General features: G+C 68.4%; 19 protein-coding genes and 1 riboswitch. Of the genes, 11 read left to right on the top strand and 8 right to left on the bottom strand.

The genetic code is table 11. The features are described from left to right. The first annotated feature begins 2 nt into the window (after positions 1–2). A complete protein-coding gene (locus tag GAA2_RS19530) occupies positions 3–1,319 on the top strand; it encodes a ClC family H(+)/Cl(-) exchange transporter (RefSeq protein ID WP_006437791.1) in 1,317 nt (438 codons plus the stop codon). Here the strand turns inward: GAA2_RS19530 and GAA2_RS19525 are convergent. From GAA2_RS19525 to GAA2_RS19515, 3 genes are read right to left on the bottom strand one after another with little or no spacing between them, the layout of a single operon-like run. Next, on the bottom strand, positions 1,316–2,146 hold the full coding sequence (locus tag GAA2_RS19525) for an ABC transporter ATP-binding protein (RefSeq protein WP_006437790.1): 831 nt from the start codon (positions 2,144–2,146) through the stop codon (positions 1,316–1,318). The two genes, GAA2_RS19530 and GAA2_RS19525, sit on opposite strands and share 4 nt — an antisense overlap. After that, positions 2,143–3,267 carry a FecCD family ABC transporter permease gene (locus GAA2_RS19520; protein WP_006437789.1) on the bottom strand — a complete coding sequence of 375 codons (1,125 nt, stop codon included), beginning with the start codon at positions 3,265–3,267 and terminating at the stop codon, positions 2,143–2,145. Before GAA2_RS19520 ends, GAA2_RS19525 begins: the two co-directional genes overlap by 4 nt. Beyond that, on the bottom strand, positions 3,264–4,307 hold the full coding sequence (locus GAA2_RS19515) for a FecCD family ABC transporter permease (RefSeq protein WP_006437788.1): 1,044 nt from the start codon (positions 4,305–4,307) through the stop codon (positions 3,264–3,266). Before GAA2_RS19515 ends, GAA2_RS19520 begins: the two co-directional genes overlap by 4 nt. A gap of 173 nt (positions 4,308–4,480) precedes the next feature. Between GAA2_RS19515 and GAA2_RS19510 the strand changes: the two genes are divergently transcribed. Beyond that, complete coding sequence (locus GAA2_RS19510) at positions 4,481–4,984, top strand: hypothetical protein (RefSeq protein ID WP_006437787.1); 504 nt, start codon at positions 4,481–4,483, stop codon at positions 4,982–4,984. Positions 4,985–5,062: 78 nt separating this feature from the next. Here the strand turns inward: GAA2_RS19510 and GAA2_RS19505 are convergent, their stop codons facing one another. Then, positions 5,063–6,460 carry an FAD-dependent oxidoreductase gene (locus GAA2_RS19505; protein ID WP_191834523.1) on the bottom strand — a complete coding sequence of 466 codons (1,398 nt, stop codon included), beginning with the start codon at positions 6,458–6,460 and terminating at the stop codon, positions 5,063–5,065. A gap of 315 nt (positions 6,461–6,775) precedes the next feature. Here GAA2_RS19505 and GAA2_RS19500 point away from each other — a divergent pair, with 315 nt between their 5' ends. Genes GAA2_RS19500 through GAA2_RS19490 form a run of 3 tightly spaced genes read left to right on the top strand, consistent with a single transcriptional unit; the run spans position 6,776 to position 8,993 of the window. Continuing rightward, the gene (locus GAA2_RS19500) at positions 6,776–7,369 is read left to right on the top strand and encodes a DUF4878 domain-containing protein (protein ID WP_159405234.1); all 594 of its coding nucleotides are present in this window, start codon (positions 6,776–6,778) and stop codon (positions 7,367–7,369) included. Continuing rightward, a complete protein-coding gene (locus GAA2_RS19495; protein WP_024499394.1) occupies positions 7,366–7,779 on the top strand; it encodes a rhodanese-like domain-containing protein in 414 nt (137 codons plus the stop codon). The genes GAA2_RS19500 and GAA2_RS19495 overlap by 4 nt, the downstream gene beginning before the upstream one ends. Next, positions 7,776–8,993 (top strand): O-succinylhomoserine sulfhydrylase, encoded by a 1,218-nt coding sequence (locus GAA2_RS19490; protein WP_024499393.1) that lies wholly within the window; start codon positions 7,776–7,778, stop codon positions 8,991–8,993. Before GAA2_RS19495 ends, GAA2_RS19490 begins: the two co-directional genes overlap by 4 nt. Positions 8,994–9,038: 45 nt before the next feature. Here GAA2_RS19490 and GAA2_RS19485 read toward each other — a convergent pair whose 3' ends face one another. After that, a complete protein-coding gene (locus tag GAA2_RS19485) occupies positions 9,039–10,574 on the bottom strand; it encodes an MFS transporter (RefSeq protein ID WP_159405233.1) in 1,536 nt (511 codons plus the stop codon). Between the two features lie 100 nt (positions 10,575–10,674). Next, complete coding sequence (locus GAA2_RS19480; protein ID WP_159405292.1) at positions 10,675–11,754, bottom strand: isochorismate synthase MenF; 1,080 nt, start codon at positions 11,752–11,754, stop codon at positions 10,675–10,677. A gap of 112 nt (positions 11,755–11,866) precedes the next feature. Further along, positions 11,867–11,981: riboswitch (SAM riboswitch) on the top strand. A 17-nt stretch (positions 11,982–11,998) separates the two neighbouring features. On the opposite strand from GAA2_RS19480, the gene GAA2_RS19475 reads away from it, so the two are divergent. Both GAA2_RS19475 and GAA2_RS19470 read left to right on the top strand, forming a co-directional pair. Continuing rightward, on the top strand, positions 11,999–13,345 hold the full coding sequence (locus GAA2_RS19475) for an aminotransferase class V-fold PLP-dependent enzyme (RefSeq protein ID WP_159405232.1): 1,347 nt from the start codon (positions 11,999–12,001) through the stop codon (positions 13,343–13,345). Then, positions 13,342–13,794: a hypothetical protein gene (locus tag GAA2_RS19470; protein ID WP_024499389.1), complete on the top strand. Its 453-nt coding sequence runs from the start codon at positions 13,342–13,344 to the stop codon at positions 13,792–13,794. Before GAA2_RS19475 ends, GAA2_RS19470 begins: the two co-directional genes overlap by 4 nt. 78 nt (positions 13,795–13,872) lie before the next feature. Here the strand turns inward: GAA2_RS19470 and GAA2_RS19465 are convergent, their stop codons facing one another. Then, positions 13,873–14,385, bottom strand: coding sequence for an inorganic diphosphatase (locus GAA2_RS19465; protein WP_159405231.1), 513 nt, complete (start codon positions 14,383–14,385; stop codon positions 13,873–13,875). 307 nt (positions 14,386–14,692) lie between these two features. Here GAA2_RS19465 and dacB point away from each other — a divergent pair, with 307 nt between their 5' ends. From dacB to tilS, 3 genes are read left to right on the top strand one after another with little or no spacing between them, the layout of a single operon-like run. Further along, a complete protein-coding gene (gene dacB / locus GAA2_RS19460) occupies positions 14,693–16,018 on the top strand; it encodes a D-alanyl-D-alanine carboxypeptidase/D-alanyl-D-alanine-endopeptidase (protein ID WP_035760646.1) in 1,326 nt (441 codons plus the stop codon). Then, a complete protein-coding gene (locus GAA2_RS19455) occupies positions 16,015–17,112 on the top strand; it encodes a zinc-dependent metalloprotease (RefSeq protein WP_024499386.1) in 1,098 nt (365 codons plus the stop codon). Before dacB ends, GAA2_RS19455 begins: the two co-directional genes overlap by 4 nt. Continuing rightward, positions 17,091–18,047, top strand: a complete 957-nt coding sequence (gene tilS / locus GAA2_RS19450; protein ID WP_248664826.1) for a tRNA lysidine(34) synthetase TilS — start codon at positions 17,091–17,093, stop codon at positions 18,045–18,047. Before GAA2_RS19455 ends, tilS begins: the two co-directional genes overlap by 22 nt. A gap of 30 nt (positions 18,048–18,077) precedes the next feature. Here the strand turns inward: tilS and GAA2_RS19445 are convergent, their stop codons facing one another. Continuing rightward, positions 18,078–18,803 carry a hypothetical protein gene (locus GAA2_RS19445; RefSeq protein WP_024499384.1) on the bottom strand — a complete coding sequence of 242 codons (726 nt, stop codon included), beginning with the start codon at positions 18,801–18,803 and terminating at the stop codon, positions 18,078–18,080. Between the two features lie 321 nt (positions 18,804–19,124). Between GAA2_RS19445 and hpt the strand changes: the two genes are divergently transcribed. After that, positions 19,125–19,688, top strand: a complete 564-nt coding sequence (hpt, locus tag GAA2_RS19440) for a hypoxanthine phosphoribosyltransferase (RefSeq protein ID WP_024499383.1) — start codon at positions 19,125–19,127, stop codon at positions 19,686–19,688.

Below are 19,688 nucleotides of genomic sequence, written 5' to 3'. Positions count from 1 at the left end.
GTGTGACCTCGCCGACGGCCGACAACCAGGGACTGGTGAGGTTGTGCGTGCTCGCCGTCTTCGCCGGGTGTGTGACCGGCGTCCTCGGCGGCGCGTTCCGGTGGTGCCTCGACCATCTCAACCGGTGGCGGTTCGAGATGCTGCAGTGGGCCGACGGACTCGGCGCACCGGGATGGTTCATCCCGGTGGCGGTGACGGCGGCCGGCGCGGCCTTCGGCGCGCTCGTCTCCCACCTCGTACCGACCGCGGCGGGCAGCGGAATCCAGCATGTGGAGGCCGTCGAACGAGGAGAAGCGGGGCCGGCGCCGCTACGGGTGATCCCGGCGCGGTTCTTCGGCGGTCTCGCCGCGATCGGATCCGGTCTGATCCTCGGCCGTGAGGGACCGACGGTGCACATGGGTGCGGCGGTCGGATCGGAGACCGGACGACGTGCCGGACTCGACCAGTACGATGTCCGCGTCATGCAGACCTCGCTCAGCGGAGCAGGTCTCGCCGTGGCGTTCACGGCGCCGGTGGGCGGTGCGCTCTTCGCGCTCGAGGAGGTGACCCACTCGTTCCGGATTCGAGTGGTGGTGCCGACCATTCTCGCGGTCGCCGCCGCGGTGGCCTGCGGACACGTGATCCTCGGCGACCGGCCCGACTTCCGGGTCGGCGTGGTGGCCGCGCCCCCGATCACCCTGCTGCCGGTATTCGTGGTGTTCGGCCTCCTCAGCGGTCTCGTCGGAATCGCCTACGGGCGAGCGGTTCTCGGGGCGATCAACGCGGTTCGCGGAATCACGCGCGTCCCGCCGATCGCGAAGGCCGCGGTCATCGGTGCGATCGTCGGCGGCCTGACGGCCGTCGACACCGATGCGGCCGGTGGCGGAGACAATCTCGCGCAACAGATCTTCGACGGTTCGGTCGTGCTCCCGGTGGTGGCCGCGCTGTTCCTGGTCCGGTTCGTCGCCGGTCCGCTGTCGTATGCCGCGGGAACCCCGGGCGGCCTGTTCGCGCCGATGCTGGCGCTCGGCGCACTGTGGGGCGTCCTGTTCGCCGCCGGCCTCGACGCCGTGCTCCCGCAATCGGATTCGACGCTGCGCGACGCCATGGTGCTCGCCGGCATGGCCGCACTGTTCGGCGCGGTGGTGCGGGCGCCGCTCACCGGCATGGTCGTGGTGATGGAGATGAGCGCGACGACCACCGTGGCGGTCCCGATGCTCGCCGCGACCGCGGCCGCCGTGCTCGTCGCGCATCTCTCCGGGACCCCGCCGGTCTACGACTCGTTGCGTGAGCAGATGCTCGCCAACGATGCCGCGCGACAACGGGACCCGGGGTCCTAGAACGCGCGGGTGTGCGCTCCGAGCGGCACGATCAGTGGCCCACCCGAGATCGGGTCGGTCATGACATGAGCGCGCAACCCGAAGGCCTCGTCGAGCATCTCTGCGTCGATGACCTCGGCCGGCGCGCCGGTGGCGACGATGGCGCCGTTCTTCATGACGACGAGTGAATCGCTGTAGCGTGCCGCGAGATTGAGGTCGTGCAACACCATGACCACGGTTTTGCCGTGCTCGTCGCGGAGGCGTCGGACCAGGTCGAGGACGTCGATCGAGTGGGCGAGGTCTAGGTAGGTGGTCGGCTCGTCGAGCAGGATGAGGTCGGTGCCCTGCGCGAGGGTGAGCGCGATCCAGACCCGCTGGCGCTGACCGCCGGAGAGCGCGTCGAGGGTGCGGTCGGCTAGTTCGAGGGTGTCGGTCATCTCCATCGCCTCGGCCACCGCGGCCTCGTCGGCAGCCGTCGCCTGCTGATACCACCGCTGGTGCGGATGCCGGCCCCGGCCGACGAGATCGGCGACGGTCAGACCCTCGGGCGCGACCGGATTCTGGGGCAGGATCGCCAGGGTCCGCGCGACCTGCCTGGGGCGGACATGCGAGATGTCGTCGCCGTCGAGGTAGACCGTGCCGGCCTTCGGCGGCAGCAGGCGCGCGAGGCATCGGAGCAGCGTCGACTTGCCGCAGCCGTTGGAGCCGATGATGGTCGTGACCTGGCCGTCGGGGACGTCGATGTCCAGGCCGTCGATGACCACCCGCTGGTCGTAGCCGACGGTCAGTCCGGTACCGCGCAGGCGGGACGTCGCCAGCGATGTGTGATCGACGGGGGAGATGGTCATACGGTCGCCTTCCGGGACATCGCGATCATCAGGTAGATGAGGAACGGTCCGCCGATCGCGGCGGTCACGATTCCGACGGGCAGCCCGCCGGGTAGCACCGTGCGGCACAACAGATCTCCGCCGAGCACGAGCGCGGCGCCGATCAGGCCGGACAACAACGGCGTCGGTACCGCGGTGCGGGCCAGCCGCAGCGCGATCTGCGGGGCCAGCAGTGCGACGAAGGCGATCGGTCCGGCGGCGGACACGCACAGCGCACTGACCAGGACCGCCGTCAGCAACAGCGTGGTGGACACCGCGCCGGTCCGGACGCCCAGGCCGCGCGCCAGGTCCGGACCGAGGCTGAGCATTCCGATCTGCCGGGACAGCACCACGATCACGACGACCCCGACCACGACCCCGCCGACCACCGGCCAGACATTGGACCAGCCCACGTTGGCGACCGATCCGACCAGCCACACCTGGGCACGCCCGACGTCGCGGATGTCGGCGCGGGTGAGCAGGAAGTTGGTGAGCGCCTGCAGCATCCACGTCATGCCGACGCCGATCAGCACGAGGCGGAACGGGTTGATGCCGCTGTTGGCCTTGCGGCCGGGCCAGGCCAGCACGTACATCACCGCGGACGTCAGGAGCGCACCGATCATCGCCGAGGCCGGGACGCCGAGGTCGCCGAACCAGCTGCCCCAGCTCGTCGTCGAGAAGGCGATGGCCGCAACCGCCGCCGCACTCGCTCCTGCGGTGATGCCGAGGATGTCGGGGGTGGCGAGGGGGTTCTGGGAGATCAGCTGGGTGATGGACCCGGAGAACCCGAGGCCGATGCCCACCAGCAGGCCGACGAGGGCTCGGGGGAGCGCGACGTCGAAGACGACGACGTTCTCGATGCGGGTCCCGCCGCCGAGCAGGATTCGCGCGACGTCGATCGGGGTGAGCGGGTAGTCGCTGACGCCGACGCCGGCCAGGAACAACACCACGGCGAGCGCTGCCGAGACGAGCGCGACGATCAGCATGCGCGGACGCACGACGACCGAGACCGGCTCGATCGCGAGGCGGTAGCCGCCGGCATGCCGCGCGATGCTCCGTGCACGTGTCCCGGGCGTCGGCGTCTTCACGTCGGACGTGTTCATACGGATGCCAACTTCTGCCGACGGACCATGACGATCAGGAACGGTGCGCCGACCAGCGCCAGCATGACGCCCACCTGGACCTCACCGGGGCGCGCGACGATGCGGCCGAGGATGTCGCAGCCGACGAGGAGGATCCCGCCGAACAGCGCCGAGTACGGGATGATCCAGCGGTAGTCGGCGCCGACGATCCCACGAGCGATGTGCGGCACGACCAGACCGAGGAACACGATGGGCCCGCAGGCGGCGGTCGCGGCGCCGATCAAGAGCGTGATCGTCAGGATGCCGAGCGCGCGGATGAGCACCACGCGAGAGCCGAGGGCCTTGGTCATGTCGTCGCCCAGGCTCAACACGTTGAGGAAGAAGCCGCTCGCCAGCGCGAACACCAGCCCGACGGCGATGAAGGGCAGACTCGCCCAGAACACGTCGATCCCGCGGCCGGCGGTCGAACCGACGCTCCAGAACCGCCACTGGTCGAGCGAGTTGGTGTCGACGAGCACGATCGAGGACGTGATCGCGGTGAGCATCGCCGTGAGGCCGGTGCCGGCGAGCACCAGGGTCAGCGGACTCGAGCCGCTCAGCGCCGACAGACCGAAGACGACGGTCGCGGCGATGATCGCGCCCAGCAATCCGAAGAACATGAACGCCACGGGGCTGGTGATCCCGAGCAGGTAGATCCCGCCCACGACCGCACAGGCCGCGCCGGCGTTGACGCCGAGCATGCCGGGATCGGCGATGGGGTTGCGGGTGTGTCCCTGGGTGATGGCGCCGGCCGCGCCCACGGCCAGGCCGGCCAACAGCCCGAGCAGGGTCCGAGGGACACGGAGGTCCCAGACGATGCCGTCGACGTCGGTGTCCTTGGTGATCTGGGGAATCCGGAGGTCGACGAGGGCCGACCAGATCTCGGAGATCCCCGCGGCGAAACTCGTCCAGACCTCGTCGAGCGGGACCGGGCGGGTGCCGAAGAGCACCGAGGCGATGACTAGCCCCACCAGGGCCGCGATCAGCACCGGAATGCCGAGGACACGGAGGGAGCGGCGCACGAAGGGTTACCTTACCAATGCAGTTCGAGGGGCCTGACGGTGCGGGGCGGTGGATGTCGTTCGGATAACGAAAGACCCGCGGAACCCGAACGGGGCCCGTGTCGTCGGTAACACTGCTTTGAGTTCGAATCGATATGTTCAGTGTTTCCAGGGTTGTGAAAACAGGAGGATCGATGAAGTCACTCAAACGTGCCGTTGTCGGGGTGCTGGCTGCGGGGAGCATCGCAGCAGGCACGCTGGTGGGTGCTGCGCCCGCCCAGGCAGCCGTCCCCAACCTTCAGATGACAGGTGGGGTCTATTGCCAGTTCGGAGCACCGGGTACGCCGTGGAACCAGGCGTGGAGCATGACCCGGTTCATGCGGGTGACCGCGCGTGACGGCGAGTTCCGCAATGTCACGCTGCAGGAGATCAACGGCGCGACCAAGTTCAAGTCGCAGCTGAAGAAGAACGAATCCCTGACTATCAAGACCACCTGGTTCGGCTGCTTCCCGTCGTCGATCGCCGGTTACGCGATCTCCGACTACGCCGAGAACCTGACGGACAACGCCGGCTTCTGGTGGAACATGCGGCGCATCGACAACCCGTTCGACAGGTTCGGTGCCGGCTCGTCGGCATCGGCGGCGCTGTCCGGCGGCGGCACCGACGTCAAGGGAGTGCCCGCGATCCCCGGTCGGTAGACGGGAACCGCTGAACGAACGACGAGGGGCGACCGGTGAGAACCGGTCGCCCCTCTCGTTTTGGTCTGGCGGTGTCGATCAGGCCGACGGGCGCGCCACCTTGTGGGGCTCCGACGCGGCGAGCATGTCCTCACGCTCGACGACCTTCACGCGCTCACGGCCTTCGGCGGCACCCAGGGCGCGCTCGTGCTCGTCGAGGCGGTACCAGCCGTCCCACGTGGTGAACGGGATGCTCTTCGACTCGAGCAGCTCGATGATCGCGTCCTCGCCGGGCGCGGCGGGCTCGAGCAGCTTCTCGGCCTCCATGTCCTTGAGGATGCAGTCGACGGTCTCGTTGGCGTCGCCCTTGGTGTGGCCGATGAGGCCGACCGGACCACGCTTGACCCAACCGGTGGTGTAGACGCCGGTGAGCTGCTCGCCCTCGTCGAACACACGTCCGGCCTCGTTGGGGATGACTCCCGCCTGCGAGTCGAAGGGGATCTCGGGCAGGTTGTCCGACAGGTAGCCGACCGCCCGGTACACCGCGCCGACCTCCCAGTCGGTGATCTTCCCGGTGGGCTTCACGTTGCCGGTGCCGTCGAGCTGGGTGCGCTCGGTGCGCAGGCCCACGACCTTGCCGTCCTCGCCGAGGATTTCGACCGGGCTCTCGAAGAAGTGCAGGAACAGCTTGTGGATCGCACCCTGCTTCGGTTCCCGGATCGCGTAGTTCTCGATGATCGTCGCGACCTGGTCGGTGATCTTCGAACCACGACGGGCGACGGCCGAGCCCTCGTCGTAGTCGATGTCCTCGGGGTTGACGATGACCTCGATGTTCGGCGAGTGGTCGAGTTCCTTGAGCTCGAGCGGCGTGAACTTGGCCTGTGCCGGTCCGCGGCGACCGAAGACGTGCACCTCGACGGCCTTGTTGGCCTTCAGGCCCTCGTAGACATTGGCCGGGATTTCGGTCGGCAGCAGCTCGTCGCCGGTCTTGGCGAGCACGCGCGCCACATCGAGGGCGACGTTGCCGACGCCGATGACGGCGACCTTCTCCTGCTCCAGCGGCCAGGTGCGCGGGAAGTCCGGATGACCGTCGTACCAGGCGACGAACTGCGCGGCGCCGTAGCTGCCCTCGAGGTCGATGCCCGGGATGTCGAGCGCACGGTCGTCGGTGGCGCCGGTGGAGAAGATGATCGCGTCGTAGTGCTGCTTCAGCTCGGCCAGCGTGATGTCGGTGCCGTAGTCGACGTTGCCGAGCAGACGGACCTGCGGCTTGTCGAGCACCTTGTGCAGCGCGGTGATGATGCCCTTGATCCGCGGGTGATCAGGCGCGACGCCGTAACGGATCAGACCGAACGGAGCCGGCATACGCTCGTAGAGGTCGATGCTGACACCGCGGTCTTTGGCGGTGTCGGACTTCATCAACGCGTCGGCGGCGTAGATCCCGGCGGGACCCGCACCGACGATCGCAACCCGCAGCGGGCGGCTGTTGTCACTCATGGAGTAGGTGTCTTCCGTTGCTCGGCGCGCCCCGACGCAGGTGCTGGATGCGAAACCCCTGATCCTACTGTCGACACGCTTGGATATGGCCTATCCCTTCTACGGTAGGCGCTCGGTGTCCCCGGCCAAAATCTCCTGTGAGGTAATCCTCACTTCTCGACGTCATCGTGACGACGCCCGCGGCCGGAGCGTTCCCGGGCGCCGGGCGGTTGCCACACGGTCGCGGGCATCGCATTCGCCGCGGGCGACGGGACGTGCGGGAGCCTGCAGAAGCCGGGCGGAGGTCACACCCGGCCGGTCTATACACTTCGCGCCATGGCCAAAGCTGCAGGCGGGGGCCCCGACAAGCAGTCGGGTAAGGGCGCCGCATCCCGGAACACCTCCCGGGGCGCCGCGTCCTCGAAGAAGCCTGCGTCCGGTGAGGCCGGATCGTCGGACGCCGACGTGGACGCCGCCGTCGTCGACGAGGCACCACCGAACTGGAAGAACGCGTGGCCGTTCTTCGTCGCCGCGGGTGTCGTCGCGCTCGTCGTGCTCGGGATCGTGCTCTCCAACATCTCCCGGCCGCCCGAGGAACGCGTCAGCGACGACGCGCTGGTCCAGTACGCCATCAACGACCTCTACACGGCCAAGAACGGCCCCGACTACGCCGAGTACCGCGCGAACACGTGCGATGCCGACCTGGACAAGCCCGGTTTCCCCGCCGAGGCGCAGTTCGTCGCGGAGAACCAGGCGTCGCTGGACCAGAACGGCCGCATCGAGATCCCCGAGATCACCGACCTGGTGGTCGACGGTGACCGGGCGACCGCGAAGGTCCATTGGCACTATAAGAACAAGTCCGAAGACAAGCAGGTCGTGGAGACGACCGTGGTGCGCGAGAACGGCGAATGGAAGGTGTGCTCCTCATGACCTATGCCGGCGACCTGACCCCGCGGGAAGCGTGGGCGAAGCTCGAGAACAATCCCGACGCGGTTCTCGTCGACTGTCGGACGCAGGCCGAGTGGTCGTTCGTCGGTGTTCCCGACCTCGAGGTGCTGGGGAAGCGGACGATCTTCGCCGAGTGGACGACGTTCCCCGAGGGTCGGCGCAACGAGCAGTTCGTCGAGCAGCTGCGCAGAGCCGGGGTGACCGATGACCACGAGGTCATCTTCCTCTGCCGTTCGGGGCACCGATCGATCGGTGCGGCCGAGGCGGCGACCGCCGACGGAATCGGCAAGGCCTACAACGTGGTCGACGGGTTCGAGGGTGCCCTCGACGAGAACGACCATCGCGGCGCGTCCGGATGGCGTGCCGAAAATCTGCCGTGGAGGCAATCGTGAGTGCTGATCTGTCCGTGGGTCGTGAACTGCCGGAGGGTCTTTCGCCCGACACCATCGCCGTGCGCGGCGGCCTCGCGCGATCCGGGTTCCACGAGACCGCCGAGGCGCTCTACCTGACCAGCGGATACGTCTACGACTCCGCCGAGGCTGCCGAGCGTGCCTTCACCGGCGAGGACCAGCGGTTCGTCTACTCCCGGTACGGCAACCCGACCGTCCACATGTTCCAGGAGCGCCTGCGTCAGCTCGAAGGTGCCGAAGCCTGCTTCGCGACCGCCAGCGGAATGGCCGCGGTGTTCGTGGCGCTCGGCGCCCTGCTCAAGGCGGGCGACCGGCTCGTGGCGGCCCGCAGCCTGTTCGGCTCCTGCTTCGTCGTGTGCAACGAGATCCTGCCGCGCTGGGGCGTGGAGACCGAGTTCGTCGACGGTGAAGACCTCGAACAGTGGGAACGCGCACTGTCGAAGCCGACCGACGCCGTCTTCTTCGAGACCCCGTCCAATCCGATGCAGATGCTCGTCGACGTCGCCAAGGTGTCCGAGCTGGCGCATGCCGCGGGCGCGAAGGTGGTGCTGGACAACGTCTTCGCCACCCCGCTGCTGCAGCGCGGTCTCGATCTCGGCGCCGACGTCATCGTCTACTCGGGCACCAAGCACATCGACGGCCAGGGTCGCGTGATGGGTGGTGCCGTCCTCGGCACCAAGGACTACATCGACGGTCCGGTCCAGCAGCTGATGCGCCACACCGGTCCGGCGTTGAGCCCGTTCAATGCGTGGACGCTGGTCAAAGGCCTCGAAACGATGCGCCTGCGGGTCGACGCCTCGGTGGCCTCGGCACTGCGGATCGCTGAGTTCCTGGAAGCCGACCCACGGGTCCGCTGGGTGAAATATCCGTTCCTGCAGTCGCATCCGCAGTACGAGCTGGCCAAGAGCCAGATGACCGGCGGCGGCACCGTGGTGACCTTCGAGCTCAACGACCACGACGGCATCGACGGCAAGAAGCGCGCCTTCGAGGTCCTCAACGCGCTGCGGGTCGTGGACATCTCCAACAACCTCGGCGACTCCAAGTCGCTGATCACCCATCCGGCCACCACCACGCACCGCGCGATGGGGCCCGAGGGACGTGCCGCGATCGGTCTCAGCGACTCGGTGGTTCGCCTGTCGGTCGGGCTCGAGGGCATCGACGACCTGCTCGCCGACCTGGATCGGGCGCTCGGCTGAGCCTTCGCACGAGGCTCTTCTTCCGGTCAGGCGTCGCGGCGGTCGTCAGGCCGCCCGAGCCGGGCGCTCATGACGGAACCTGAGCACGCCGAGCGCAACCGCGATGGGCAGGACACTGACGGTCAGCATGGTGAGTCGCACGGCGCCGGAGAAGTCCGCTCCGAGGTCGAGGCCGCCCACCTGCTGCAGCAGGTTCGGGTCGTATCCGACGCCACCCGGGCTCTGCGCCACCGCGCTACGCGCGGCGTCCACGGCCTCTTGTCCCTGTGTCACCGTCAGACCCCGTTGTTCGGTGTCGGCAAGCCATTCCCGATTGAAGAACGCATTCAGGAGGAGCAGGTACACGGTGGGCCCGAACGCGTAGCCCGTCATCCCGAAGGCCGTCTGCACCGAGGCCACTGTTCCGGACTGCCCACTCGGCGCATGCGAGAGCACCGTCTCCGACACGGGTGTGGAACTCACCATCGACCCGAGGTTGTACAGCCATACGGCCATCACGAGCAGCCACAACGCCATCGTCGGGTTGACCGTGCCGGCCATGAGCAGCCCGGCGGCCGCCATGGTCGCGAGACCGGCGACCATCACCGGTCTCGGCGAGAACTTCTCCATCAGACTCCCGGACATGATCAGCGCGCCGGCGATCAGCAGCGAGCCGGGAAGGAACAACAGGCCGACCGTCCGCGGTGACAGCGCGAGCACCTTGCTGCCGTACTGCCCCAGGACGATGCTGAGTCCCGCGATCAGGAAGTTGAGTGTGAAGGCCGCTGCGAGCGCGACCGTGAACGTCCGGTTGCCGAACAGTGACAGGTCCAGCGCCGGTTCGGGGGTGCGGCGTTCGTGGCGGACGAAGAGCACCGCCCCGACCACGCTGACGAGCAGCGGCAGCCAGGTCTGGGGCCGGAGCATACCGTTCTGCGCGGCCGCGAGTCCGATGACGAGGGTCAGGAGTGCCACCCCGATCAGGACGATGCCGATCACGTCCAGCTTCGCGCGTTCCTGACGAGGCGACTCCGGGACGAACCTTGCCGTGAGCAGCATCGAGACCCCGGCAAGCAGTGGTGCGACCAGGAACACGAGCCGCCAGCCGAGACCCGTCACGGCCCAGCCCGTCAGAGCCGGGAGCACCCCGCAGAGAACCATCTCGATGGCGACGAAGATGCCGATGGCCTTCGGTCGCTGCTCTTCGGTCACCGACGTCTTGAGGAGGGCCAGCGATACCCCGAGCAGCGCCGCCATGCCCAGGCCCGCCACGACGCGCATCGCCAGGAGAAAGCCATACCCGGGCGAGAGCATGGCGAGCACATCGGCGACGGCGACCACGGCCAGTCCCGACATCAGGAGTCGTCGGAGTCCGATCGAGTCACCGAGATTTCCCGCGCCGAGGACGGACGCGGCCATGACCAGCGTCGACATTCCACCCAGCAATCCGACACCGGTAGGCGGGACGTCGAGTTCCCGGCTCACCTGCGGCAGATTCAGGCTCAGCACCAGGGGATCGACGGCCGTGATCGTGAAGGCCAGGGACAGCGCGAAGATGATCGGCAGAATGCTCGTCTGGGTTGTCGACCGCTCCGCAGTCACCCGCTACGCCTCCCTGCCCCTTCGCCCCGACGTTCATCGACTTTAGCGCCGACCTTCGTGGTCAGAGGCGAGTTTGCGGGAGGACGTGCTCACCGGAGGGTCAGTTCACGATGTCCGCGAGGGGGATACCGAGCGCGTTGAACACGGTTCGTAGTTTGAACTGCGTCTCGTCGAGTTCCGCCTGCGGGTCGGAGTGTTCGACGATGCCGCCGCCCGCCCATGTACGCAGACTCCGACCGTCGGCCGCGAGCTCGGCGCACCGGATGGCGACCATCCATTCGCCGTCGCCGGCGGCGTCGCACCAGCCGACCGTGCCCGCGTAGAAGCCACGATCGCCCTCGACCTCGCGGATGATCTGCGCGGCAACGTCACTCGGGGTTCCGCACACTGCGGGTGTGGGTCCGAGGAGTAGTGCGAGGTCGAGTGCGGTGACCGCCGGATCGCGCAGCGTCGCGCGGATCGGGGTGGCCAGATGCCACATCTCGCCGGTCGACTCGAGCTGTGGTGTCGACGGTGCGTCGACCTCGTCGCAGAGGTGCCCCAGGCGTTCGCGCAGATGGTCGACGACGAACGCGTGCTCGGCGAGATCCTTTGTCGACGCGGCCAACTCGTCGGCGGTTGCCCGGTCGACGGCCGGGTCGGCGGACCGTGGTGCCGAACCCGCGTAGGGATGGCAGGTCACGGTCGAACCCGACTTGCGCAGCAGCGCTTCGGGACTGGCGCCGAGCAACCACGAACCCGAACCCGTCGCGGCGCCGAGGTCGACGCCGAAGGCGTTGTGCCCCGCGTTGCCGCCGGCGAGTGCGTCGAGCAACTCCGCCGGCCGGATCCGCTCGTCGAGCACCAGGTCGACGCTGCGCGCGAGCACGACCTTCCCGACGTCGCCGGCGACGATGCGCTTGACCGCATGCGCGATGCGTTCGCGGTGCTCATCCCTGTCCGGGTGGCTCACGGTCGACACCGCTCGGCGCGACAGCGGCGCACTCCCGGTCAGGGGTGCCTCGCCGGTGCGGAGCCGCGCGGGAGCCACCAGCGCCGCGGGGTCGCGGACATCGAACGGGATCGCCCCGGTCAACGACCCGAGCTCACCCGCCCGCAGCGCGGCGGACGCCTCGTCGACGTCGGTGAACGACCGGACCACCCCTTCGCCCCGCACGGTGCCGTGGGGACGCGACAGCACGAAGACCTCACTCGATGACACAACCGCCAGGGTACAGGTAAGCCTGCCCTAACTCGGAATCACGGTGATTCCAAATTGACACCCTCAGGCGGGATCCGCGAACCTTGTCGCAGGTCATGAGTGCCAGTGACAAGCCCCGGCTCGCTGGTCGGCAACCCTCCTCCACGGTGGGGTGCTCCGGGTGACGACCTGGCTGCGTTCGAACCCGAACGCGGCAAGTGTGGATTCTCGAGGAGTTCTCGTCATGACTGCTGTGCTGTCGGCACCCGTCACACCCGCCCGTCCTGTCCGCGATGCACCGGTGTTCGCCGACCGCGGGCCGTTCATCCCCGCGCTCGCACCGGTCGTCGGCTCGGATGCACAGGTCCCCGTCGCCGCCGGGCGCAGCGTCGGTTACGCCAATCTCGACTACGCAGCGAGCGCGCCGGCGCTGGCGTCGGTCGCCGCGCAGGTCGCCGGAGCCCTCGGCGAGTACGCGAGCGTGCACCGCGGTGCGGGCCACCTGTCGCAGATCACCACCCGCCGATACGAGACCGCGCGTGAGACCGTCCGCGAGTTCGTCCGCGGCCGCGTCGACGACACGGTCGTCTTCACCCGCAACACCACCGACGCGATCAATCTCGCCGCCCACATCACTCCCGGCGACGTCGTGGTCCTCGACATCGAACACCACGCCAACCTGCTGCCGTGGTGCGCACCGAAGAACGGCCGCAACCGCGCCCGCGTGGTCACCGCCTGCGACACGATCGAGGACACCCTCGTGGCGATCGACGCCGAACTCGCCTCGCAGCCGGCCTCGCTGCTCGCGGTGACCGCCGCGTCGAACGTCACCGGTGAGGTCCTCCCGATCGGCCGGCTGGCCTCCATTGCCCACCGCCACGGCGCGCGCATCCTGGTCGACGCGGCGCAGCTCGTCGCGCACCGGCCCATCTCGATCGTCAGCCACGGCATCGATTACCTGGCCTTCTCCGGCCACAAGGCGTATGCGCCGTTCGGCGCCGGGGTCCTCATCGGCCGTTCCGACTGGTTCGACGCCGCCGACCCCTACCTCGCCGGCGGGGGCGCGACCGCCGACGTCGACCTCCCTCGCGGCGGCAACACCGCCGGCGCCACCTGGCACACCGGCGCTGCTCGTCACGAAGCCGGTTCGCCGAACGTGCTCGGTGCGGTGTCGATCGCCGAGGCGTGCACCGCGCTGGCCGAGCTGGGACCCGAGGCCATCGGTTTCCACGAACTCCGGCTCTGCGAACGGCTCGACGCCGGGCTGGCGCGCATCGACGGTGTGCGGCCGCTGCAGATCTTCACCGACTCCACCGACCGCGTCGGCATCGCCGGGTTCACCGTCGACGGCGTCGCGCCGCGGGCCGTGGCGGAGTACCTGAGCGACGAGCACGGAATCGGCGTGCGCGACGGCAAGTTCTGTGCCCACCCGCTGCTCAAGCGGCTCGGTCATCCCGAGGGTGCCGTCCGTGCGAGCTTCGGAGCGGGCACCACCTCCGACGACATCGACCGCCTGCTCGACGCACTCGCTTCGCGCTGCGTCACCACGACCACCACCCGACCCGAACTCGACGAGGGGTACCCGGCATGACCATCGAACTCTCCACACCGCCCACCGCCGTCACCATCGGTCGTCCGGGCTTCCAGGTCGCGGTCGCGGGTGATTCTGTGGCACTGACCTTCCCGATCGTCGTGCGTCGTCAGACGCTGCGGGACGCCCAGCGTGCACGCGCGCTGCTGCGGGCGGGCACCCACGACCAGGCGAATTTCGCGGTCGCCCTCGAGGTCGAGGTGGCCATCGCGCCGCACGCGGCGTCGGCTCGCGCCGCCGTCGAGCACGCCGACACCTCCACCGACGACTCGGAGACCATCCGCTACGTCGGCACCACCCACGGTCTGATCACGCTGCTGCGCGACATCTACGTCGCCGAGGTCGCCGACGCCGTGATCCTGGTCCCGATCGACGGTTCGGCCACCGACCGTCGAATCCGCGAGCAGGTGCTGCCGGTCTTCGCCGACGTGCGTCACCGCGTCGCCTGACGACGCCGAAGCGAAACGCAACGACCGCCGACGACAGCATGTGTCGTCGGCGGTCGGTGTACGACTCGTGAGGTGGCGTCAGCCTCGCGAGGGCTCGTTGGCCTCGTGGGGCTGTTCCGCGAGACGGGCGATGGCCTCCTTGGCGACCTTCTCGGCGGCCTCCCGGCCGACCCAACCGCCCGGCTGGACCTCCTTGCCGGGCTCGAGGTCCTTGTAATGCTCGAAGAAGTGCGAGATCGGGCCCAGCTCGTACTCCGACACGTCGGAGATGTCCTTGATGTGGTCCCAGCGCACGTCACCCGCGGGCACGCACAGCAGCTTGTCGTCGCCGCCGGCCTCGTCGGTCATCGTGTACATGCCGACGATGCGGGCGCGCACGATGATGCCGGGGAACACCGACTCGGGCAGCAGGACCATCGCGTCGAGCGGGTCGCCGTCCTCGCCGAGGGTGCCGTCGATGTATCCGTAGTCGGCCGGGTAGCCCATCGAGGTGTACAGGTAGCGGTCGAGGTAGACCTTGCCCGTCTCGTGGTCGACCTCGTACTTGTTACGGCCACCTTTGGGGATCTCGATGGTCACATCGAATTCCACTGTTCCTCCTGGCAGTTGCGGATCGGGGGTGTGATCGCCGGGCGGCCCAGATGGCCGCGCGTCGCAACAACGATACTGTTAGTCCGACGACCTCGGACTTCGTACCCCCGCAGATCGCGGGGGCGGCGGATGTCCGGGTTGCTCACATCCGACATTTCGGCCGGGTGGTGCGCCGGCCAGTGGCGTCCTCACCGTCGGTGTGCAGTTCGAGAGATCCGGAGGCTTCGTGGGCGCATCCACCAGACCCGCAGGTCGCGATGGCAGACCCCGCAGTCGCAAACTCCTCTGGTGGACGATCGCCGCAGTCGTGATCCTCGCGCTGGCGTCGACCGCGGCAGTGGTCGTTGCACTCCGGCTCGACAAGGAGGCCGAGCTGCCGCCGGGAATCCCGCCGCAGCCCGCCGCGATCTCCGTCGACCCGCGGATCGACCCGGTCGTCGCCTCCGCTCCGTCACCGACGCCGGCCGGGGTGTCCCGAGCCATCGCCCCTGCGCTGCGGAATCCGGCGCTCGGCGTCCTGAGCGGCATGATCTCCGACTCGCTGACCGGCGAGATCCTGTGGTCGCGCAATCCCGACCGTCCGCGTATCCCCGCGTCGAACGACAAGGTGCTCTCGGCCGCCGCCTTCCTGGAGGCCATGCCGCACGACGCGCGGGTGACCACCACCGTCGTCGCCGGATCCAACGGACAGCTGATCCTCAGGGGTGCCGGCGACCCCACGCTGTCGGCGCAGCCGGCCGGTGCGGACACCTTCTACACCGAGCCCGGGCGCATCGCCGACCTCGCCGACCAGATCAAACAGGCCGAGATACCGGTCACCTCGGTCGCGGTTGATCTCAGCGCTTTTTCGGGTCCGACGATGGACCGTACGTGGGACCGTCGAGACATCCAGGGCGGCGACATCGCCCCGATCGAGTCGCTGATGGTCGACGGCGCCCGGCTTGAGCCGCTCGACGAGTACTCACCTCGCTCGGCGACGCCCGGAATCATGGCCGGGGAGGCGTTGGCCGCGGCGCTGGGTGTGGACGCACCGGTGACCGAGGCAACCGCACCCGCACCCGCCGGCGACCGCGTCATCGCGAAGGTCGAGTCCGCGCCCCTGGTGACGCGGGTCAACGACATGCTCCGCCACAGCGACAACGTGCTGGCCGAGACGCTGTCGATCGAACTCTCGGTGCATCGCGGTGGACCGGCGACCCTGGCCGCCGGAGTCGACGCCGTCGAGCAGGTTCTCTCCACCACGTTCCCCGACCAGTGGAAGGGCACCACGCTGGCCGACGCGTCGGGCATCTCCTACGCCAACCGCACCACCCCCGCGCTGCTCGACGCGGTGATGACAGCGGCCAGCGGACCCTCGCGGCCGGCGCTGCGACCGATGCTCGACGGACTGCCGATCGCCGCCGGCACCGGCACCCTCACCGACCGTTTCCCGATCGCCACCACTCCGGGTGCCGGATGGGTGCGCGCGAAGACCGGAACACTCACCGGGGTCAGTTCGTTGACGGGCATAGTGCAAACGATCGACGGCCGCGTGCTGTCGTTCGCCCTGATGTCCGGCGGCACCTCGCCGGCGGACGCGAGACCCGCCCTCGACGCCGTGGTGGGCCAACTCAGAGAGTGCGGGTGCCGATGAGCATGCCTGGAACCGACAGCAAGACCGAGGTCGAGCCGGTGAGTGAGGACACTCGCCTGAGCATCGGGTCGCAGATCGACTGGCCGCTCGCCGCCTCGACCGCGAAGCGGCTCGTGCGGCCCGGCCCCAAGACCACGGCCTACACCTACGAGGCCGCCCAGGCCGAACTCGGCGACGCGGCGACTCGGGCGGAGGCGCCGGTTCGCGAGGTCACCGGTCTCGCCGACGGACTCCGCATCCCGACGACCCGCATCCTCGACCGGCCGGGCTGGATCGACGCGGCCTCCGACTCGATGCGATCGATGCTGGGGGCCGACGCCGCCGGCACCGACGTGGGTTCGCACGGCTTCGCCGCCAAGTTCGGCGGTGTCCAGGCCGGGGGTCTGCTGGCCTTTCTCTCCACGGCCATCCTCGGCCAGTACGACCCGTTCACGCCCGATCCGGAGACCGGTGAACCCGGCGTGCTGATGGTCGTGACACCCAACATCATCAACGTCGAACGACAGCTCAAGGTCGTGCCGTCCGACTTCCGGCTGTGGGTCTGCCTCCACGAGGTGACCCACCGCGTGCAGTTCTCCGCCAATCCGTGGCTGCGTGACTACATGCAGGACAACGTCGCCGTGCTCACCTCCGAGACCGGTGAGTCGACCACCGAGATCGTCACGCGGATGACCAAGGCACTGAGGGGGTCCGAACCCCGTGAGAAGGGCATCATCGGCGCGATGCAGCTGCTGCAGAGCCCCGAGCAGTTCGAAGCCTTCCAGCGGATGATGGTCCTGGGCACGCTGCTCGAGGGTCACGCCGATCACGTGATGGACGCCGTCGGCCCGGCGCACGTCCCGTCCGTAGCCCGTATTCGCACCGCATTCGACAAGCGCCGCAAGGCCCCGCAGAACCCGGTTCAGCGCATCATCCGCGCTCTCATCGGCATGGATGCCAAGATCGCGCAGTACATCCGCGGCAAGGCCTTCGTCGACGAGGTGGTGGAAACCGTCGGCATGGACCGGTTCAACACGGTGTGGACCTCACCCGACACGATGCCGCTCCCGGACGAGATCGACACCCCGCAGGCATGGATTCGACGCGTGCTGTGACGCGGGTGGTCGCGGAATTCGCGACCACCTGGCTCGACGGGCCGCGCCCATCGGTCTGTGTCGGGCTGTCCGGCGGCGCGGACTCGCTCGCCCTGACGGCGACGGCCGTCGGCGCGGGACTCGACGTCACCGCGCTGGTCGTCGACCACGGTCTCCAGAAGGGTTCCGCCGGCGTTGCCGCCCGCGCCGCCGAGACCGCACGCGGACTCGGTGCGGACGCGCGCGTGCTCGAGGTCAGGGTCGGGACCCGCGGGGGACTCGAAGCCGCTGCCCGGGACGCACGGTACGCGGCGCTCGACGCCGCCCGGGAAGGTCGTCCGGTACTTCTCGCGCACACCGCCGACGACCAGGCCGAGACCGTACTGCTCGGACTCGCACGCGGTTCCGGGGCACGATCGATCGCCGGCATGCGGGCGTGGAAGGCGCCATGGGGGCGGCCGCTACTGCAGGTGCGCCGGATGCAGACGCTGGCCGTGTGCACCGAACTCGGGCTGGCGATGCACCACGACCCACACAACCGCGACCCGCGGTTCACCCGGGTGCGGTTGCGGTCCGAGGTGATCCCGTTGCTCGACGACGTGCTACGGGGCGGCGTCGTCGACGCGCTGGTCCGAACCGCGGACGGTCTGCAGGACGACAACGACGCCCTCGACGGCTGGGCGGAGACGGTATGGGAGAGGGCCGGCACTCCCGCTGGTCTGGAGATCGCGCCGCTGCACGACCTGCCGAGGGCTGTGCGGACCCGGGTGCTCCGACGCTGGCTGCTCGAGGTCGGGGCCACCGAACCGACGCATCGGGTGATCGCTGCGGTGGACCGGCTCGTCGTCGGTACCGGTGTCGGCGGCGGCCAGGTCGCGATCGGTGGCGACCTGGCCGTGCGGACCGTCGTGGAACGCACCGGTCAAACGCTGACGGTCCGCCTCACCGAGAGGTGAGACGAACCGTCAGGGCGAGAGGTCGACGACCTACTTTCTGGGAGCCTTGAACGGCGAGTTGATCGTCTGGAAGTACTGGATTGCCGCTCCGATCAGGGTGCCGCTGCCGCCCAGGGAGAGGCCAACGATGCCGCCGGCTGCGGCACCAATGGGGATCCCAAGGACGACGCATGCGATTGGCGTGAGGGTGACCGATGTGAGCGCGCACCCGAGAGCCCCTCCGATGATCCCGCCGATGACAGTTCCGACCAACGAGGAGACGGTCATCCCTGCATTGAGCTGCTGCTGGAAGCGGACCAACGCCTGATCATCCCGCTCCTGACGGGTCTGAGGTGCGGCGACCTGGTGCCGGGCGATGCCGCGGACCTGCTCCACCTCGACGGGATTGACCGGAACCGAACGAGCCGCATCGCGCGACGGAATCAGCGTGACCCGGTTTCCGGCCTTATGTGCGTCGATCGGGAACTGGAGGTACTCCTTGCGATATGTAAGAGGCATACGGAACAGTTCCGCACCCGACAGGTTTCGAATCGACAGAACCCCGTTTTCGGTGCTCGCCGATGCATTGTGCAGTGCGAGAGTCAGTGAAGACGCATTCCACGATGCATCGTATGTGGGTGCGCCGCCCGGCTTCGGTGCGGCTTGGGCGGTCCCGGCGAGGGCTGTGATCGCAACCGTGGCAAGGGAAATGACAACGGCGACCAATGTGCGCGTGCGTGTGCGCGACAAGGCCCCGTCCTGTCGATCAGTTGACATGAAGGAAATCTTTCCGTGGAGGGGAGGTCCCCGAGTGGATGTCGGGCAACCGGGATCGATCCTATTCGCAGGGGCTGGATTACCCTGCATTACCCGGCGGTGACACACGGGCTGTTTTCACGTTCACAAACCGAGCACCGTAATAGTTCGGAAATGTTTCCGGAGTGGCCACTGTTACTGTTCGTTATCCCACTGTAATCGGATAACCCGGTGACCTGGCCCGCGATTAGTGTGAACAACTGACACTCGCGTCAGCCCGATGTCGGCCCGCAGTTCGCACCCGTCGTCCATGTGACCCGGGAAACATGACAAGCTGTGAAGGTGCAGTCCGCAGACCCCTATGCCGCTGACATCGATGCTGTTCTGATCACCGAGGAACAGATCCGGCAGCGCACCGTCGAACTCGCCCGGTCCGTCGCCTCCCGTTACGCCGAGATCGAGGACGACCTGGTCCTGATCGGTGTGCTCAAGGGTGCGGTCATGTTCATGACCGATTTCGCCCGTGCCCTGCCGATCCCGTCCCAGCTCGAGTTCATGGCGGTGTCGAGTTACGGGTCGTCGACCTCCTCGTCGGGCGTCGTGCGAATTCTCAAGGACCTCGACCGCGACATCGAGGGACGCGACGTGCTGATCGTCGAGGACATCATCGACTCCGGCCTCACGCTGTCGTGGCTGATGAAGAACCTCGCCACGCGTTCGCCTCGCAGCATCGAGGTGTGCACGCTGCTCCGCAAGCCCGAGGCCGTGCGGTCGCCGGTGCGCGTCGCCGACGTGGGCTTCGACATCCCGAACGAGTTCGTCGTCGGATACGGACTGGACTACGCCGAGCGGTACCGGGACCTGCCGTACATCGGGCGCCTCAAGCCCGCGGTCTACAGCAGCTAA

Source organism: Gordonia ajococcus (assembly GCF_012974285.1).
GTDB classification, from domain to species: Bacteria; Actinomycetota; Actinomycetes; order Mycobacteriales; family Mycobacteriaceae; genus Gordonia; species Gordonia amicalis.
This window is presented reverse-complemented; position numbering and strand designations above follow the sequence as displayed.

Excerpts from the sequence above, each read along its gene's own strand:
- GAA2_RS19475 (WP_159405232.1), top strand. The coding sequence starts at position 11,999 with ATGACTGCTGTGCTGTCGGCACCCGTCACACCCGCCCGTCCTGTCCGC.
- GAA2_RS19495 (WP_024499394.1), top strand. The coding sequence starts at position 7,366 with ATGACCTATGCCGGCGACCTGACCCCGCGGGAAGCGTGGGCGAAGCTC.
- GAA2_RS19510 (WP_006437787.1), top strand. The coding sequence starts at position 4,481 with ATGAAGTCACTCAAACGTGCCGTTGTCGGGGTGCTGGCTGCGGGGAGC.
- GAA2_RS19500 (WP_159405234.1), top strand. The coding sequence starts at position 6,776 with ATGGCCAAAGCTGCAGGCGGGGGCCCCGACAAGCAGTCGGGTAAGGGC.
- GAA2_RS19455 (WP_024499386.1), top strand. The coding sequence starts at position 16,015 with ATGAGCATGCCTGGAACCGACAGCAAGACCGAGGTCGAGCCGGTGAGT.
- GAA2_RS19520 (WP_006437789.1), bottom strand. The coding sequence starts at position 3,267 with ATGAACACGTCCGACGTGAAGACGCCGACGCCCGGGACACGTGCACGG.
- GAA2_RS19525 (WP_006437790.1), bottom strand. The coding sequence starts at position 2,146 with ATGACCATCTCCCCCGTCGATCACACATCGCTGGCGACGTCCCGCCTG.
- tilS (WP_248664826.1), top strand. The coding sequence starts at position 17,091 with ATGGATTCGACGCGTGCTGTGACGCGGGTGGTCGCGGAATTCGCGACC.
- GAA2_RS19470 (WP_024499389.1), top strand. The coding sequence starts at position 13,342 with ATGACCATCGAACTCTCCACACCGCCCACCGCCGTCACCATCGGTCGT.
- GAA2_RS19445 (WP_024499384.1), bottom strand. The coding sequence starts at position 18,803 with ATGTCAACTGATCGACAGGACGGGGCCTTGTCGCGCACACGCACGCGC.
- GAA2_RS19505 (WP_191834523.1), bottom strand. The coding sequence starts at position 6,460 with ATGAGTGACAACAGCCGCCCGCTGCGGGTTGCGATCGTCGGTGCGGGT.